Consider the following 16,957-nt stretch of genomic DNA (forward strand, 5'->3'; position numbering starts at 1 on the left):
TCAAGCGCGGATAACTGCAGGCAAAAAAAACCGCATCCAGGATGCGGTTTTTTTTGGAGTGGTGAATCAGTCTTCCATCGCGCCCATTGCGGTGGTGTTGAAGCCGCCGTCGACGTAAAGAATTTCACCGCTGATACCGGACGCCAAATCCGAGCAGAGGAACGCGCCGGCATTGCCGACTTCCTCGATGGTGACGTTGCGGCGTAGCGGCGTCTGCTTCTCGTTGGCTGCGAGCATCTTGCGGAAGCTCTTGATTCCGGACGCCGCCAGCGTACGGATTGGGCCTGCCGATACGGCGTTTACGCGAGTACCCTCAGGGCCGAGGCTGCCGGCAAGGTAACGAACACCTGCTTCGAGACTGGCCTTGGCCATGCCCATCACATTGTAGTTAGGCATGGTGCGCTCGGCGCCCAGGTAGGAGAGGGTCAGGATGCTGCCGTTACGGCCTTTCATCATCGGGCGTCCGGCCTTGGCCAGTGCGACCAGGCTGTAGGCGCTGATGTCGTGCGCGATGCGGAAGCCTTCGCGGGTGGTAACTTCGGTGAAGTCACCGTCGAGCTGATCGCCCGGGGCAAAGCCGACTGAGTGAACGATACCGTCCAGGCCGTCCCACTTCTGGCCCAGCGCTTCGAAAACCTTGACGATCTCTTCGTCGCTGGCCACATCGCATGGGAAGCACAGCTCTGGACCCGAGCCCCAGCTGGCGGCGAACTCTTCGACGCGTCCCTTGAGTTTCTCGTTCTGATAGGTGAAAGCCAGCTCGGCGCCTTCACGATGCATGGCCGCGGCGATGCCGGAGGCAATCGACAGTTTGCTGGCGACGCCGACGATCAGTACGCGCTTACCGGTAAGAAAACCCATGTGCTTGTCCCTCTTCTGGTTGTTCATCAGTGGCCGGGGCCATAAAGGCAGACTCCAGCAACTGCTGTGTATACGGATGTTGGGGAGCGGCGAAGATAGCCTCGGCTGCTCCTTGTTCAACGACCTTTCCTTGCTTGATCACCATCATCTGGTGACTGAGCGCCCGTACCACCGCCAGATCATGGCTGATGAACAGGTAGGTCAGGTTGTACTTGGCCTGTAGCGAGCGTAGTAGCTCCACCACCTGCCGTTGTACGGTACGATCCAGCGCCGAGGTTGGTTCATCAAGCAGAATCAGCTCAGGCTTGAGTACCAGTGCTCTGGCTATGGCGATTCGTTGCCGCTGCCCCCCGGAAAATTCGTGAGGGTAGCGATGGCGACTTTCCGGGTCGAGCCCAACCTCGACCAGCGCATCGATGATCGCCTGCGCTTGTTCCTCAGCGGAGCCCTTTCCATGGATGCTGAGCCCCTCTCCGACGATCTGGCAGACCGACATCCGAGGGCTGAGACTGCCGAAAGGATCCTGGAACACGACCTGCATCTGGCGTCGTAATGGGCGTACCGCCCGTTGCGACATTTTTTCCAGGGCCTGATCCTGAAATCTAATCTGCCCAGTGCTGGACAACAGTCGCAAAATCGCCAATCCCAGCGTTGATTTTCCCGAGCCGCTTTCACCGACGATGCCCAGCGTCTGACCCTTCGGCAAGCTGAACGTGACTCCATCAACCGCTTTGACATGGTCGACGGTTTTCCTGAACAGCCCCTTTTTGATCGGAAACCAGACCCGCAGATCGCTTACTTCCAGCAACGTCGGCGACGAGGCCTCAACTGCTACAGGTCCGCCGCTAGGTTCCGCTGCGAGCAGTTCCTTAGTGTAAGGATGCTGCGGCGAGCGGAACAATTCTTCGCAAGGTGCTTGTTCGACGACGCGACCGCTCTGCATGACACATACATGATCAGCGATTCGGCGTACGAGGTTCAGATCGTGGCTTATCAGCAACAGAGCCATGCCCAGGCGGGCCTGCAACTCCTTGAGCAACTCCAGTATTTTCAGTTGTACCGTCACGTCCAGCGCGGTGGTTGGTTCGTCAGCGATAAGTAGCTCGGGCTCGTTCGCCAACGCCATGGCGATCATCACACGCTGACGCTGGCCGCCTGACAGTTCGTGGGGATAGGCTCGAATCCGCTTGGCGGGTTCGGGTATTCCGACCAGTTCGAGGAGCTCGAGGGTGCGTGCCGTGGCGGCCTTGCCGTTGAGCCCCTTGTGAATTTGCAGTACTTCGTTGATCTGTTTGCCGATGGTATGCAGCGGGTTGAGCGACGTCATCGGCTCCTGAAAGACCATGGCGATACGGTTGCCGCGTATTCGGCGCATGCGCTTTTCGCTTGCTTTGATCAGATCTTCACCGGCGTAGCGAACCTCACCGGCCGGATGCTGCGCGAGCGGATAGGGCAGCAGGCGCAAGATCGAGTGAGCCGTAACGGACTTGCCGGACCCACTTTCACCGACCAGCGCCAGGGTCTCGCCTTTGCGGATATCGAAGCTCACGGCCTCGACAACTCGCTGTGCCTGACCGCCGGTTACGAACTCGACGGCCAGATCGCGGACCTCTATCAGATTCTCAGCCATGCTATTTCCTAGGATCGAAGGCGTCGCGAGCGGCCTCGCCGATGAATACCAGCAAGGTCAGCATGATCGCGAGGACCATGAATGCGCTGATGCCGAGCCATGGCGCCTGCAGGTTCGCTTTCCCTTGTGCCACCAGTTCGCCCAGAGACGGAGCTCCGGGTGGCAGGCCGAAGCCAAGGAAATCCAAGGCCGTTAGCGTGCCGATCGCGCCGGTCAGGATGAACGGCATGAAGGTCATGGTCGAAACCATCGCGTTGGGCAGGATGTGACGGAACATGATCGCGCCGTTGCGCATACCCAGTGCTCGTGCCGCGCGTACGTATTCGAGGTTGCGGCCGCGGAGAAACTCGGCACGGACCACGTCGACCAAGCTCATCCAGGAAAACAGCAGCATGATGCCGAGTAACCACCAGAAATTGGGCTGCACGAAGCTTGCGAGAATGATGAGCAGGTAAAGCACGGGCAGTCCGGACCAGATTTCCAGCAGTCGCTGTCCAACGAGATCGACCCAGCCTCCATAGAATCCTTGCAACGCACCGGCAATGACGCCGATCACCGAGCTGATCAGCGTCAGCGTCAGCGCAAACAGAACCGAAATACGGAAGCCGTAGATGACTCGCGCAAGCACGTCCCGGCCCTGGTCGTCGGTGCCTAGCCAGTTATCCCATGAGGGTGGGGCGGGCGCGGGGACCTGAAGGTCATAGTTGATACTGGAATGATGAAACGGGATCGGGGGCCAGATCATCCAGCCGCCCTTCTTTGCGATCAGTTCCTGGATGTACGGACCCTTGTAATCGGCCTGTAGCGGAAACTCACCGCCGAAAACCGTCTCCGGATAACGTTTGAATACCGGAAAATACCAACCGCCATCGAAACGCACCACGATCGGTTTGTCGTTGGCGATCAGTTCGGCACCCAGGCTTAGGGTGAACAAGGTGAGAAACAGCCACAGCGACCACCAGCCGCGCTTGTGAGCTTTGAACAGGGCGAAGCGGCGCTGATTCAGCGGCGATAGCTGCATGTCAGGCCTCTCTGCTTTCGAAATCGATTCGCGGGTCGACGAGCGTGTAGGTCAAATCGCCGATCAGCTTGACCACGAGGCCGAGCAGGGTGAAGAGGAACAGTGTGCCGAACACGACGGGATAGTCGCGGTTGACGGCCGCTTCGAAACTGAGCAAGCCCAGCCCATCGAGCGAGAAGATCACCTCGATCAGCAGCGAGCCGGTGAAGAACATGCCGATGAAAGCCGATGGAAAGCCAGCGATGATGATCAGCATTGCATTGCGGAACACATGACCGTAGAGCACGCGATTCTTGCTCAGTCCTTTCGCCCGCGCTGTGATCACGTACTGCTTGTTGATCTCATCGAGAAAGCTGTTTTTGGTCAAAAGGGTCAGGGTCGCAAAATTGCCGATCACCAAGGCCGTGACCGGAAGTGCCAAGTGCCAGAAGTAATCGATGATCTTGCCGGTGAGTGTCAGATCGTCAAAGTTGCTGGAGGTCAGCCCCCTCAGTGGAAACCAATTCCAATAACTGCCGCCGGCGAACAGGACAATCAACAGGATCGCGAACAGAAACGCCGGTATCGCATAGCCGACGATAATGGCCGAGCTGGTCCAGACGTCGAATGGGCTGCCATGGCGGGTCGCCTTGGCAATGCCAAGTGGTATCGACGCCAGATACATGATCAGTGTGCTCCAGAGACCCAGCGAGATCGACACCGGCATCTTTTCGACGATCAGTTCCGTCACCGTTGCGTCGCGAAAGAAGCTTTCACCGAAATCCAGGCGCAGGTAGTTGCTGAGCATGATCCAGAATCGTTCGGGGGCCGGCTTGTCGAAGCCGTACAGACGCTCGATCTCGGCGATCAAATCCGGGTCCAGACCTTGTGCGCCCCGATAACTGTTGCTGCCGGTGGCCACTTCCGAGCCGCCGCCGGCGATTCGACTCGTAGCACCTTCAAAGCCTTCAAGCTTGGCGATTGCCTGTTCGACCGGACCGCCGGGGGCTGCCTGGATGATGATGAAGTTGATCAGCAGGATGCCGAACAGAGTGGGGATGATCAGCAGCAACCGCCGGAAAATATACGCGAGCATGCTTAGCGCTCCGTCCCGGAGGAGGGGCGCTTAGAGACGATCGGCGCGTCGGCCTGGTTTGCGGGCGGCTCCGGCGTTGGCCTCTTTACGTCGGGTTTTTCCCACCAGGTCATGAGACCGATGTCGTAATCGGGTGTGATCTCCGGATGCGCCAGATGATTCCAATAGGCGACACGCCAAGTTTTGATGTGCCAGTTTGGAATCACGTAGTGACCCCAGAGCAGCACACGATCCAGCGCTCGCGTTCGGGTGATCAACTCATCACGGGAGTCGGCGGCGATCAGCTTTTCTACCAGCGTATCGATGGCGGGGTCCTTGAGACCGATGAAGTTTAAGCTTCCAGGGTTGTCGGCACTTGTCGAATGCCAATATCCGCGTTGCTCGTTACCCGGTGAGTTCGATTGGCCGAAGCCGCTAACGATCATGTCGTAATCACGCGAGCGGCGTCGATTGACGTACTGCGAGACGTCGACGCGGCGAATCTCCAGATCGATGCCCAGGCTGGCCAAGTTGCGCTTGTAGGGTAAGAGTACGCGCTCGAAATCGGCCTGAAACAGCAGAAACTCGAATTTGACCGGTTTCCCATCGGCATCGACCATGCGGTCGTTTTCGATCTTCCATCCCGCAGCGGTGAACAATTCATACGCTTTGCGCTGCTGCTCCCGAATCATGCCATCGGCATTGGTCTGAGGCAGCTTGAAGGGCTTTTCGAACACTTCGTCGGGTATCTGGCCGCGTAGGGGTTCGAGCAGTTTCAGCTCTTCCTCGCTGGGCAGCCCAGACGCAGCCAGCTCGGAATTGTCGAAATAGCTGGCCGTACGGGTATAGGCGCCGTTGAACAGTTGCCGGTTGGTCCATTCAAAGTCGAATAGCAGCGAAAGTGCTTCTCGAACTCGGACGTCCTGCAGGCGTTTCCTGCGGGTATTGAAGATGAAACCCTGCATGCCTTGCGGGTTCCGATTGGCGATCTCCTCCTTGATGATTCGCCCGCCTTTGACTGCATCGATATCGTAAGCGGTGGCCCAATTCTTCGCACTAGTTTCGAACCAGTAGTCGAAGTGCCCAGCCTTAAAGGCTTGCAGTGCCACCGTGTTATCGCGGTAGTAGTCGAAGTGCACATGATCGAAGTTATATAAGCCCCGGTTGACCGCCAGGTCCTTGCCCCAGTAATCCTCGACGCGGGCATAGCGTACCGAACGGCCGGCTTCCAAATGCTCGATGCGATAGGGGCCGCTGCCCAGGGGTGGCTCCATGCTGCCTGAGGTGAAGTCTCTTTCCTCCCACCAGTGCTTCGGCAGGACCGGAAGTTGTCCCAATATCAATGGCAGCTCACGATTACCTGCGTGCTTGAAATCGAAACGAACGCGACGGGGACCCTCGACTACGGCTTTTTCGACATCGGCGTAGTAGCCGCGATAATGCGGCGCACCTTTGCTGAGCAAGGTTTCGAAGGTGAACACGACATCCTCGGCCGTTACTGGCTCGCCGTCGTGGAAGCGCGCTTCGGGGCGCAGGTAAAAACGTACCCACTCGTTTTTCGGACCCTTCTCTATTTTTTCCGCCAACAGGCCATATACCGTAAAGGGCTCATCCAGACTGTTGGTTGTCAGGGTGTCATAGATGAGGCCGATGTCATCAGCGGCTACGCCTTTACTGATGAAGGGGTTGAATGAGTCGAAACTGCCGAAGCCTGCCTGGCGCAGGGTTCCGCCCTTGGGGGCGTCCGGGTTGGTGTAATCGAAATGGGAGAAATCCGCGGGGTACTTGGGCTCTTCGCCGTACAGCGTCAGCGCATGCCGTGGCGCTGCCTCGATTGTGTTTACCAGACAAAGGAAGGCCAGGACGCCTGCATGCAAGATCGGCAGTCGTGCGTTTTTTGTCATTGAGCCTTCTCCAGGTCCTTCAACCACCACGCACGCAGCCCGAGGGTATAAGGCGGTGTGGTGACATGCGCGAACCGATTGCGATATGCCAGGCGGTGGTAACTGATGTACCAGTTGGGGATGATGTAGTGGTTCCAGAGCAGGACCCGATCGATTGCGCGTGCTGCGGCAATCTGTTCTTCCCGGGTCTTGGCTGCAAGCAGTTTCTCAAGCAGCCGGTCGACCACCGGGTTGGCGACACCCGCATAGTTGCGGCCCCCCTTGATGTTCACCTGACTGGAATGGAAATACAGCCACTGTTCGAGCCCCGGGCTGAGGCTCTGGGCCAGCGTGGTCAAAATCATGTCGTAATCGTACTGATCCAGGCGCTGCTTGTACTGCGCGCCGTCAACGCTGCGCAAGCGGGTATGGATGCCGATGCGCGCCAGGTTCTCCACATAGGGTTGGAGGATACGCTCGAGTCCCGGATTGACCAGCAGGATTTCGAACCTAAAAGCGCGGCCTGCCTTGTTGCGAAGACCGTCCGGAGTCAGTTTCCAGCCGGCTTGGCCAAGCAACGTCAGCGCCTTGCGCAAGGTGTCTCGCGGAATACCGCGCCCATCTGTCTTCGGCAGCGCGAACGGTTCGGTGAACAGGTGCGCCGGTAGTTGGTCTCGGAAAGGCGATAGCAGCAACCATTCGCCTCCTTCTGGTGTGCCGGTCGCGGAGAACTCACTGTTCGGATAGTAGCTTTCGCTGCGCTGATAGGCGCCATAGAACAGGGCGCGGTTGGTCCATTCGAAGTCGAACAGCATGCCCAGTGCTTGACGGACCTTGATGTCGGCAAATACCGGCCGGCGCCCGTTCATGAACAGTGCTTGCGTCTGGGTGGGGATCTGATGCGGAATCTCCGCACGGATCACATCACCACGAAGAACCGCCGGGAACTGATAACCGTTGGCCCAGTTTTTCGCCTGATGCTCAATATAGAAATCGAACTCGCCAACCTTGAAGGCTTCGAACGCGACCGTCGTGTCGCGGTAAAACTCTACATCGATCCGATCGAAGTTGTACTTTCCGCGGTTGGCAGGAAGATTGGCACCCCACCAGTTCTCCACGCGCTCGAAGCTCACTCTACGTCCCGGTTGGACATTGCTGACGCGGTACGGACCGCTGCCGAGTGGCGGCTCGAAGGTGGTGGCGCGAAAGTCACGGTCTTTCCAATAATGTTGCGGCAGTACCGGTAGTTCGCCGAGGCGCATGATCAGCAATGGCTGATCCGGTTTGTCGAACACGAAGCGAATTCGGTGGCTATTGAGAATATCGACGCGCTTGATACCTTTTAGATCGGTGCGGTATCGAGGGTGGCCATCCTTGATCAGCAAACGATAGGAAAAGGCCACGTCATAAGCCGTGATCGGGTGACCATCATGAAAGCGGGCCGAGTCGCGCAGATTGAACACTACCCAACTATGGTTATCGCTGTACTCGATCGTCTCGGCGATAAGTCCGTACGCCGAAGCCGGTTCGTCGCCGGACGGATCGTAAACACCGGTGCCCACCATCAACGGTTCATTCAATTCGCTGATGCCGTACTGGAAGAAGCCCGGCGTCGCGCTTGGACTGGTCCCTTTGAAAGTATAAGGGTTGAGCGTGTCGAATGTGCCGGACGCCATCAGTTGCACTCGGCCACCCTTCGGCGCATCGGGGTTCACCCAGTCGAAATGAGTGAAGCCTTCCGCATATTTCAGAGTCCCAAACTGCGCATAACCGTGGCTCTCGCTGATAGTCGCGAACGACGGAAAGCTCAATCCCAGACAGCTTAATAACAATAGGATGGGTCGCATCAAACGGTGAATCCGATCCATGGCGCTTTCGGTCTTTTCGGCGGAGTACAGTAACAGCTTGTATCCGCTGGAAAAAGGCCGACTATCTGGGCAAACTGCCTTTCCTTACTAGCCGCCCGGTCACAGGGTGAGGTCGCAGATTTTGAGTGAAACGAGCTATGGCCTGCAGTCTTGGATAGACCGCTTGAACCAGTCTGAGCTGCCCGCGCTGGCGGCGGTCGTGCAGGATCTGCAGCGCCTCACGGAGCAGGAACATGCGTCCGTGCAGCAGCTCGCGGACGTGCTATTGCGCGACGCTGCGCTGACCTCCAAGGTGCTTCGTGTCGGCAATAGCAGTTACTACAATCCGTCGCAGGAAACCATCAAGACCATCTCGCGTGCCATCGTCATGATCGGCTTCGACAATGTTCGCTTGATCAGTCTTTCGGTCAGCCTGATCGATGGCCTGCTCGATCGCGCGCCGCGCCAACAATTGCAGGAACTGCTGGCACGCTCGTTTCACGCTGCCGTGCAAGCACGCAATATCGCCGGTTACGTACTGACGAAGCACGAGGAGGAAGTTTTCATTGCAGCACTGCTTCATGAAGTGGGTGAACTTGCCTTCTGGGGCTGCGGTGGCAAGCAGGCCGACGAGCTTGGTGAGGCTCTCGCGGCTAGTGATGCGGATCATGATCAGGCTGTCGAGCGAGTGCTTGGCACCAGTTTTCGCCAGCTGAACCTGGGGCTGATTAAAAGTTGGAATATCGGTGAACTCGCCAGTTTTGCTCACGGATCGGCGAATCTGCGTGACCCCGCAGTGCACGCGGTCAGCCTGGGTGTTCGCATTGGTTCGGCAGCCTTGAACGGTTGGGGGTGTCCGGAGATGGAAGGCCTGGTCAAGGAGCTCGCCGAGTTCAGTGGTATATCTGAAGCAGACGCGATGCAACAGGTCCTTGCCAGCGCGGATGAAGCCGTCAACGTGGCGGCGACGTTCGGGGCCAGCCGGCTGTGCAAGCTGATTCCGTCAACCGATCCTGAGCAAGTGCAGCTGCAACAGGCGCAACGCGCAGCTAGCCTTTTGCAACCGAATCTGTTGCTGATGCAACAGGCCATGCAGGACCTTGGAATGATGGCCGCGAGTCGCGGTGACGTCGGGCTGATTCTCGATGCGTTGCTCAAGGGGCTGCATGAAGGAGCAGGGCTGGAGCGCGTGATGCTGACTGTTCTGGCCGATCACCAAACTGCGTTCCGCGCCAAGCGCGTTGCGGGGGAGCATACCCAATCCTGGCTTGACACCTTCGTCTTGCCTGTCGATCCATCGGGTCAATCGCACATTTTCAGCTACGTGCTTCGTCAACGCCAGCCGCTATGGATGGGGGTGCCAGCTAGCTATAACCTTGAGGAAATGGTGACCTTGCCGCTTCGCCAGCAGTTGGGTAAAGGAATGTTTTTCATTGCGCCGTTGATGGCGGGCGCGCGCGAGATCGGTGTGCTCTACGCTGACAATCGGATATCCGGTCGCGCGCTGAAGCATGAGCAGTTCGTTGCTTTCCAGCGATTCACACAGCTGGCCGGGCGTTGTCTCGATGCGCTGGGCAGGCGCTAAGGGGGCGCCTTGCCCAGGCGAATTACTGGGGGATATACAGCGTGAGGGTCTGGCCTGGCTTGAGCAGCGCGCTGTCCCTGGGATTCCAGGTTTTCAGGTGATTGATCTGGACATTGAAACGCTTGGCGATCTCGTAAAGTGAGTCACCTTTCTTGACCTTGTAATAGGTCGGCCTCGGGTTAGCCCGTTGGTTGCCGCCGGCAGCCTGTAAAAACAGTGCTTGACCTACCTTGATGTTGCTGCCTGAAAGGTTGTTCCAGCGCTGCAGATCATGAACCGAGACTTTTTGGGTCTTGGCGATATCCCAGAGATTGTCACCCTTGCGGACCCGATAGCTGCGCGGTGCCGGTTGGCTCCGCGCTACGGCATGCAGGAGTTCGCGAGATTGTCCCGTTCCGGCCGACTGCGGGATGCTCAGGACCTGCCCGATCTGCAAGCGATCGCCTCGAAGACGATTGATATCACGAATGATGTTGACCGATAGGCGGTGCCTGTTGGCGATTGCGCCAAGCGTGTCGCCCGGGCGGACCTTGTATTGCTGCCAATCAACCAGATCTTGCGGTTTCATCATTGCTAGATTGGCGGCGAACATCTCGGCCTTAGCGCTTGGAACGAGCAGATGTTGTGGGCCGTCCAGCGTAATGCGACGGGTGAACGCGGGGTTCAACTGATAGATTTCGTCTTCTTCGAGATCCGCCATTTTGGCGACCCTGGCGAGATCCATGCGTTGTTTCAGCGCGACCACTTCGAAATAGGGCTCGTTGGCGATCGGAGTCAGGTTGAGGCCATATGCTTCGGGGCTTTGCACCATCTGCGAGAGCGCCAGCAGCTTGGGTACGTAGTCGCGCGTTTCGCGGGGCAGAGGCAGGTTCCAGTAGTCGGTCGGCAAGCCGAGCTTCTGGTTGCGCTCGATGGCCCGGCTGACGGTTCCTTCGCCCGCGTTATAAGCTGCCAGCGCCAGTAGCCAGTCGTCATTGAACAAGCCGTGCAGGTAGGTCAGATAGCGTAATGCGGCGGTGGTAGAGGCGGTGATGTCGCGCCTGCCGTCGTACCAGCTGGTTTGTTGCAGATTAAAGTGGCGACCGGTCGAAGGAATGAATTGCCATAGGCCTACCGCCTGGGCTGGAGAATAGGCAAAGGGGTTGTAGGAACTCTCGATTATAGGCAGTAGCGCCAGCTCGAGCGGCATATCCCGCTCTTCCAATTGCTCGACGATATAGTGAATGTAAGGGCTACCTCGCTCGCTGGCCGCCTCGATGGACTGTGGGCGACTTGAGAAAAGCAGGCGCTGTTGCTCGATGCGAGGGTTGCTGTCCAGATAATCCTGCAGTTTGAAGCCCTGCCGCATGCGATCCCAGACGTCCGAGTGGGTCGGCGCGGCGGTTTTCACGTCCGTGAGCCACAGTGTGTCCTGGACCTGAGGTTCAGGTCGTGTTTGAGCTTCGCGGTCTGGCGAGGTGCGCGAACCGGTGCTTTGGCAGCCGGTGATAACGAGACAGATGGCCAGCGCCAGGGCCCGGCCGGAGGCTGCCAAGGCGTCCGGATGAGGGCTATTTGATGAGTCAGACGGCATTGGCTGAAGGTTTCCCTAGCGCAAAATTCGAGGGAGTGTAGGAATGCCGTTCCGGTGGGTCAACCCGGTGCCTTGTTTTTTGGAGACTGGTCGACTTAGTCAGAAGCTGTCTTTCCAGGTGCGCAATGCCGTGAATACGCTTTCTGGCGTGGTTAATTGACGGCCGGCATGGCGACTTGCTGCAGCCGCGACGGTGGGTTCGGTGCTGCGCAGGAACGGGTTGGTAGCCTGTTCGATGCGCATGTCAGTGGGAAGGGTAATGCGTTTTGCCTCACGCCAACGAATGACCTGTTCGATGCGCCCTGCGATTTCCTGGTTGTCCGGCTCCACTGCCTGGGCAAATCGCAGATTGCTCAGTGTGTATTCATGAGCGCAGTACACCCGGGTGGACGCGGGCAGCGCCGCCAGTCGTTGCAGAGAGTTGAACATCTGGGCTGCGGTGCCCTCGAAAAGGCGGCCGCAGCCTGCGGCGAACAAAGTGTCGCCGCTCAATAGCCATGGCTCCTTTGCGTTGTCGTGAAAGTAGGCGATGTGGCCGCTGGTATGCCCGGGCACTTCGATCACCTCCAGCTCCTGGTCGAGGACGCGGATACGCTGCCCATCAGCCAGCGCATTGTCCTTGCCAGGAATATTCTCTGCAGCCGGCCCATGGACCTTCGCCCCATGCGTGGCCTTGAGTTGTTGCACGCCGCCAACGTGATCGTGGTGGTGGTGGGTGATCAGAATATCGGTCAGGCGCCAGTCGGGATGAGCATCCAGCCAGCGCTGGACGGGGCCCGATTCACCCGGGTCCACCGCCGCGCAAAGGCGGCTTTGAGGATCCAGCAGCATCCATATGTAGTTGTCAGTGAAGGCCGGCAGAGCTTCTATCTTCAACATATGTACGGGTCGCCAAGTCATTAGCAAAAGCGCATCCTAACAGCGATATCGGAAAGTTGAACCGGCCGGTAGCTCCGATCTGACCGACCCAGCCGATGAATGGAGGCTAGCCATGAGTGAGTCTTGTACCAAGTCGGATGAAGATTGGCTGTCGCTGATGAACGAGGCGAGTGCCTGGTTCGATAGCCCAACGGGTCGACAGCTGTTGCAGCAGGAAGAGTGGGTGATCAGTCAGGAATTGTCGCGTTGCTTCGGCAGCTACCTGGTGCATTACGGACCGTTCGCCAATACGCCAATCGAGCCGCAGAAGATCAAGCGTAGTGTGCGATTGGGGCCACCGTTGGCGGGCGTCGAGATCGTTTGCGAAGAGCAGAGCTGGCCGATCGGTGAGCACGCCGCCGACGTCGTGGTGGTTCAGCACGGCCTTGATTTCAGTCTGTCGCCACACGCTTTGCTGCGCGAGGCGGCGCGTAGCGTCAGGCCGGGCGGGCACTTGTTGATCGTTGGAGTCAATCCGTGGAGTGCTTGGGGAGCGACGCGCCTGGTGTCACGCAAGGCCTTTCGTCGTGCTCGCTGCATCCGTTCCACACGCGTCGGGGACTGGTTGAACCTGCTTGGATTCGCGCTGGAGAAACGTCGGTTCGGATGCTATTGTCCGCCGCTTTCCTCGGGTCAGTGGCAGACACGATTGTCCGGCCTGGACATCGTCGGCCAACGACTGCAGATGCCAACCGGCGGTTTCTATCTGCTGGTGGCGCGAAAGCTGATGGTGGGCCTGCGACCTCTGCGACAGAGCCGTCGCGAGCGTATGGGTCAGCTGCTGCCAATGCCTGTGGCAAAGGTCAGTCGCCGTGATGCCGAACAGTAAAATTAGGCAAATAATCCTTCATGAGTGATGAAACGGTCGAGATATACACGGATGGCGCCTGCAAGGGTAATCCGGGTCCCGGTGGTTGGGGTGCGCTGCTTGTTTACAAGGGCGTTGAGCGCGAGCTGTGGGGCGGCGAAGCGGAAACCACCAATAATCGAATGGAGCTGATGGCAGCTATCCGTGCACTGGAAGAGCTGAAAAGGCCTTGCCGGGTCAAGCTGGTGACCGACTCCCAGTACGTCATGCAAGGCATCAACGACTGGATGCCCAACTGGAAGAAACGGGGTTGGAAAACCGCTGCCAAGCAGCCGGTAAAGAACGCCGATCTGTGGCGCCAGCTCGATGAGCAAGTCAATCGCCATCAAGTGAGCTGGCAATGGGTGCGCGGGCATACCGGCCACCCGGGAAACGAACGCGCCGATCTGCTGGCCAATCGCGGCGTAGTACAGGCTAAACGACAAACCGCTTGAGTGAGTTGAAACATGCGTAGCGTAGTGCTGGACACCGAAACCACTGGCATGCCGGTGACCGATGGGCACCGGATCATCGAGATCGGCTGTGTCGAAGTCATCGGCCGACGCCTCACGGGGCGGCATTATCACGTGTACCTTCAGCCGGACCGTGAGGTGGACGAGGGTGCCATCGCCGTTCACGGTATTACCAATGAGTTCTTGACCGATAAGCCCAGGTTCAAGGATGTCGCCGATGAGTTCTTCGATTTCATCAAAGGCGCGCAACTTATCATTCATAACGCAGCGTTCGACGTTGGCTTCATCAATAACGAGTTCGCCCTGCTCGGGCAGCAGGACCGTGCCGAGCTGAGCGACCACTGTAGCGTTCTCGATACATTGTTAATGGCGCGCGAGCGCCATCCGGGTCAGCGCAACAGCCTCGATGCGCTTTGCAAACGCTATGGCGTGGACAACTCCGGTCGCGACCTGCACGGCGCGCTGCTCGACGCCGAGATTCTCGCCGACGTCTACCTGACCATGACCGGCGGGCAGACCAATCTGTCCCTAGCAGGTGAGGGCGCCGAGTCTGAAAACGGCGGTCGGCAGCAGGCAACGCCAATCCGCCGGTTGCCGGCTGATCGTCCCGGCACGCTGGTCATTCGCGCCAGTGCCGAAGAAGTCGCCGCGCATGCGGCACGCATGCAAGCGATCGAAAAGGCTGCGGGTGCGGCGCCGCTCTGGGTGCAGCTGGAACAATCCTCTGAGATCGAGACTGAAGCCTTGCCGGCCTGATCCGTCGGCGCTGTCTGACGCGCCTATTGTCGCGTCGACTCGGCGCCATCGCATTTCACGCTTGGTGCTTGAGGGCGGACCTTCTACGCTGGGGGGAGTACGCCTCCAGGAAGCACCCATGTATAAAGACCTCAAGTTTCCCATCCTCATCGTTCACCGCGATATCAAAGCCGATACCGTCGCTGGCGAGCGTGTCCGCGAGATCGCTGCCGAGCTCGAACGGGACGGCTTCCATATTCTTCCCACGGGTAGCGCTGCCGAAGGTCGCATCGTCGCTTCTACGCACCACGGACTCGCCTGTATTCTGGTCGCTGCCGAGGGTGCCGGTGAGAATCAGCGGCTGCTGCAGGACGTGGTGGGACTTATTCGCGTCGCACGGCGGCGCGCGCCACAATTGCCGATCTTCGCGCTTGGTGAGCAGATCACTATCGAGAATGCCCCGGCCGAAGCGATGGCAGACCTGAACGAGCTGCGCGGGCTGCTCTACCTGTTCGAAGACACTGTTCCGTTCCTTGCACGACAAGTCGCGCGGGCCGCCCGGAGCTATCTGGACGGCTTGCTGCCTCCGTTCTTCCGCGCACTGGTTCAGCACACCGGCGATTCCAACTACTCGTGGCACACTCCGGGTCATGGCGGTGGCGTTGCGTTTCGCAAGAGCCCGGTCGGCCAGGCTTTCCATCAATTCTTCGGCGAGAACACCCTGCGTTCCGATCTGTCGGTCTCGGTGCCGGAGCTCGGCTCGCTGCTCGACCACACGGGGCCGCTGGCCGCAGCCGAAGCTCGGGCGGCGCGCAATTTCGGTGCGGACCATACTTTTTTCGTCATCAACGGAACGTCGACCGCGAACAAGATCGTCTGGCACTCGATGGTGGCGCGGGATGACCTGGTCCTGGTGGACCGCAACTGCCACAAATCGATACTGCATTCGATCATCATGACCGGGGCGATTCCGCTCTACCTGACGCCTTCGCGCAACGAGCTCGGCATTATCGGTCCGATTCCTCTCGAGGAGTTTTCCCCGGAATCGATTCAGGCCAAGATCGATGCCAACCCGCTAGCGCGCGGGAGACCGCCACGAGTCAGACTGGCCGTCGTCACCAATTCCACTTACGACGGGCTCTGTTATAACGCCAATCTGATCAAGCGCACCCTGGGCAACAGTGTCGATGTCTTGCACTTCGATGAGGCCTGGTATGCCTATGCGGCCTTTCACGAGTTCTACGATGGCCGCTATGGGATGGATACGCGCGAGCAGGGGCCGCTGGTGTTCACCACGCATTCGACGCACAAGGTATTGGCGGCCTTCAGCCAGGCCTCGATGATCCATGTGCTCGACAGTCAGCAGCGACAGTTGGATCGGGATCGCTTCAACGAAGCGTTCATGATGCATATCTCGACGTCGCCGCAGTACGGCATTCTTGCCTCGCTCGATGTGGCTTCGGCGATGATGGAAGGCCCCGCCGGGCGCTCGTTGATACAGGAAACCTTCGACGAGGCACTAAGTTTCCGTCGTGCACTGGCCAATCTCCGTCAGCATCTGGCGCCGGACGATTGGTGGTTCAGTATCTGGCAACCCACCGCGGCGGATGGCGCGGACGAACTGGTTACCGCTGACTGGCTGCTGCAGCCGGAAGCGGACTGGCATGGTTTCGGTGATGTGGCGGATGACTACGTATTGCTTGACCCCATCAAGGTCACGCTGGTCACACCTGGCCTCACTGCTGGCGGTAGGCTGAGTGAGCGGGGCATTCCCGCAGCGGTTGTCAGCAAGTTTCTCTGGGAGCGGGGGCTGGTCGTCGAAAAGACTGGTCTTTATTCGATTCTGGTGCTGTTTTCCATGGGCATCACCAAGGGCAAATGGAGCACGTTGCTAACCGAGTTACTGGAGTTCAAAAGGCACTACGACGATAACGTCCCGTTATGCGACGCGTTGCCCACCGTCGGGCAGACCGGCGGCAGCCAGTACGCCGGGATGGGGTTGCGCGACCTGTGTGACTCCTTGCACGAGTGCTACCGCGACAACGCCACCGCAAAAGCCATGCGGCGGATGTATACGGCGCTGCCGGCGCTGGCGATACAACCGGCCGATGCCTATGACAAGCTGGTTCGGGGAGAGGTCGAAGCTGTACCCATCGAAGCGCTGGAGGGCCGTATTGCCGCGGTAATGTTGGTGCCGTACCCGCCAGGTATTCCCCTGATCATGCCGGGCGAGCGGTTTACTCCCGAAACGCGCTCAATACTCGACTACCTTGCTTTCGCCCAACGCTTCGCCGCCCGCTTCCCCGGATTCGACGCCGATGTGCATGGGCTGCAGCACGAAGAGCATGCTGGGGGAACGCGGTATACGGTCGATTGCATCCTTGAGGAATAGGCAATACTTGGTATTGACCTGCTATCGCGAGATGTCAAAGCCGATGATGTGCAAGGGCGTGGGCTGCTTCACAACGTCCCGCATCGACTTTCACCCGGCTGTTGTTATAGTTGTTCGGCTGAGAACAGTCCCTGCGAA

At 58.7% G+C, this 16,957-nt stretch carries 13 protein-coding genes; 5 read left to right on the top strand and 8 right to left on the bottom strand.

Annotation, left to right across the window (positions count from 1 at the left end; all coding sequences use genetic code 11):
• Nucleotides 1-66: 66 nt before the first annotated feature.
• From fabI to MCB86_RS06135, 6 genes are read right to left on the bottom strand one after another with little or no spacing between them, the layout of a single operon-like run.
• On the bottom strand, nucleotides 67-861 hold the full coding sequence (fabI, locus tag MCB86_RS06110; protein WP_045162372.1) for an enoyl-ACP reductase FabI: 795 nt from the start codon (nucleotides 859-861) through the stop codon (nucleotides 67-69).
• Nucleotides 842-2,491, bottom strand: coding sequence for an ABC transporter ATP-binding protein (locus MCB86_RS06115; protein WP_045162371.1), 1,650 nt, complete (start codon nucleotides 2,489-2,491; stop codon nucleotides 842-844). Before MCB86_RS06115 ends, fabI begins: the two co-directional genes overlap by 20 nt.
• Nucleotide 2,492: 1 nt before the next feature.
• Entirely contained in the window at nucleotides 2,493-3,512 is a 1,020-nt protein-coding gene (locus tag MCB86_RS06120; protein ID WP_045162370.1) for an ABC transporter permease, read from the bottom strand.
• A 1-nt stretch (nucleotide 3,513) separates the two neighbouring features.
• Nucleotides 3,514-4,587 carry a microcin C ABC transporter permease YejB gene (locus MCB86_RS06125; RefSeq protein WP_239610316.1) on the bottom strand — a complete coding sequence of 358 codons (1,074 nt, stop codon included), beginning with the start codon at nucleotides 4,585-4,587 and terminating at the stop codon, nucleotides 3,514-3,516.
• A gap of 2 nt (nucleotides 4,588-4,589) precedes the next feature.
• A complete protein-coding gene (locus MCB86_RS06130; RefSeq protein ID WP_239610317.1) occupies nucleotides 4,590-6,470 on the bottom strand; it encodes an extracellular solute-binding protein in 1,881 nt (626 codons plus the stop codon).
• The gene (locus MCB86_RS06135; RefSeq protein ID WP_239610318.1) at nucleotides 6,467-8,296 is read right to left on the bottom strand and encodes an extracellular solute-binding protein; all 1,830 of its coding nucleotides are present in this window, start codon (nucleotides 8,294-8,296) and stop codon (nucleotides 6,467-6,469) included. Before MCB86_RS06135 ends, MCB86_RS06130 begins: the two co-directional genes overlap by 4 nt.
• Nucleotides 8,297-8,459: 163 nt before the next feature.
• Here MCB86_RS06135 and MCB86_RS06140 point away from each other — a divergent pair, with 163 nt between their 5' ends.
• Nucleotides 8,460-9,881, top strand: coding sequence for an HDOD domain-containing protein (locus MCB86_RS06140; protein ID WP_045162423.1), 1,422 nt, complete (start codon nucleotides 8,460-8,462; stop codon nucleotides 9,879-9,881).
• Nucleotides 9,882-9,903: 22 nt separating this feature from the next.
• Here MCB86_RS06140 and MCB86_RS06145 read toward each other — a convergent pair whose 3' ends face one another.
• The gene (locus MCB86_RS06145; RefSeq protein WP_080890607.1) at nucleotides 9,904-11,454 is read right to left on the bottom strand and encodes a LysM peptidoglycan-binding domain-containing protein; all 1,551 of its coding nucleotides are present in this window, start codon (nucleotides 11,452-11,454) and stop codon (nucleotides 9,904-9,906) included.
• 99 nt (nucleotides 11,455-11,553) lie between these two features.
• The gene (gene gloB / locus MCB86_RS06150; RefSeq protein ID WP_239610427.1) at nucleotides 11,554-12,333 is read right to left on the bottom strand and encodes a hydroxyacylglutathione hydrolase; all 780 of its coding nucleotides are present in this window, start codon (nucleotides 12,331-12,333) and stop codon (nucleotides 11,554-11,556) included.
• Between the two features lie 112 nt (nucleotides 12,334-12,445).
• Between gloB and MCB86_RS06155 the strand changes: the two genes are divergently transcribed.
• The 4 genes from MCB86_RS06155 to MCB86_RS06170 all read left to right on the top strand — a co-directional run bounded on the left by MCB86_RS06155 (nucleotide 12,446) and on the right by MCB86_RS06170 (nucleotide 16,819).
• Nucleotides 12,446-13,201, top strand: a complete 756-nt coding sequence (locus tag MCB86_RS06155; protein ID WP_045162366.1) for a methyltransferase domain-containing protein — start codon at nucleotides 12,446-12,448, stop codon at nucleotides 13,199-13,201.
• A gap of 20 nt (nucleotides 13,202-13,221) precedes the next feature.
• On the top strand, nucleotides 13,222-13,674 hold the full coding sequence (gene rnhA / locus MCB86_RS06160; protein ID WP_239610319.1) for a ribonuclease HI: 453 nt from the start codon (nucleotides 13,222-13,224) through the stop codon (nucleotides 13,672-13,674).
• A gap of 12 nt (nucleotides 13,675-13,686) precedes the next feature.
• Nucleotides 13,687-14,448: a DNA polymerase III subunit epsilon gene (gene dnaQ / locus MCB86_RS06165; RefSeq protein ID WP_045162364.1), complete on the top strand. Its 762-nt coding sequence runs from the start codon at nucleotides 13,687-13,689 to the stop codon at nucleotides 14,446-14,448.
• Between the two features lie 118 nt (nucleotides 14,449-14,566).
• Nucleotides 14,567-16,819 (top strand): Orn/Lys/Arg decarboxylase N-terminal domain-containing protein, encoded by a 2,253-nt coding sequence (locus tag MCB86_RS06170; protein ID WP_239610320.1) that lies wholly within the window; start codon nucleotides 14,567-14,569, stop codon nucleotides 16,817-16,819.
• The last annotated feature ends 138 nt before the right edge of the window (nucleotides 16,820-16,957 follow it).

It is taken from the genome of Pseudomonas sp. KSR10, assembly GCF_022355455.1.
In the GTDB taxonomy this organism is placed as follows: Bacteria; Pseudomonadota; Gammaproteobacteria; order Pseudomonadales; family Pseudomonadaceae; genus Stutzerimonas; species Stutzerimonas stutzeri_E.

Bases quoted from the DNA above. Each gene is read 5' to 3' on its own strand.
- MCB86_RS06130 (WP_239610317.1), bottom strand. From the start codon at position 6,470: ATGACAAAAAACGCACGACTGCCGATCTTGCATGCAGGCGTCCTGGCC.
- MCB86_RS06145 (WP_080890607.1), bottom strand. From the start codon at position 11,454: ATGCCGTCTGACTCATCAAATAGCCCTCATCCGGACGCCTTGGCAGCC.
- MCB86_RS06125 (WP_239610316.1), bottom strand. From the start codon at position 4,587: ATGCTCGCGTATATTTTCCGGCGGTTGCTGCTGATCATCCCCACTCTG.
- gloB (WP_239610427.1), bottom strand. From the start codon at position 12,333: ATGTTGAAGATAGAAGCTCTGCCGGCCTTCACTGACAACTACATATGG.
- MCB86_RS06120 (WP_045162370.1), bottom strand. From the start codon at position 3,512: ATGCAGCTATCGCCGCTGAATCAGCGCCGCTTCGCCCTGTTCAAAGCT.
- MCB86_RS06115 (WP_045162371.1), bottom strand. From the start codon at position 2,491: ATGGCTGAGAATCTGATAGAGGTCCGCGATCTGGCCGTCGAGTTCGTA.
- MCB86_RS06135 (WP_239610318.1), bottom strand. From the start codon at position 8,296: ATGCGACCCATCCTATTGTTATTAAGCTGTCTGGGATTGAGCTTTCCG.
- fabI (WP_045162372.1), bottom strand. From the start codon at position 861: ATGGGTTTTCTTACCGGTAAGCGCGTACTGATCGTCGGCGTCGCCAGC.
- MCB86_RS06155 (WP_045162366.1), top strand. From the start codon at position 12,446: ATGAGTGAGTCTTGTACCAAGTCGGATGAAGATTGGCTGTCGCTGATG.
- MCB86_RS06170 (WP_239610320.1), top strand. From the start codon at position 14,567: ATGTATAAAGACCTCAAGTTTCCCATCCTCATCGTTCACCGCGATATC.
- dnaQ (WP_045162364.1), top strand. From the start codon at position 13,687: ATGCGTAGCGTAGTGCTGGACACCGAAACCACTGGCATGCCGGTGACC.
- rnhA (WP_239610319.1), top strand. From the start codon at position 13,222: ATGAGTGATGAAACGGTCGAGATATACACGGATGGCGCCTGCAAGGGT.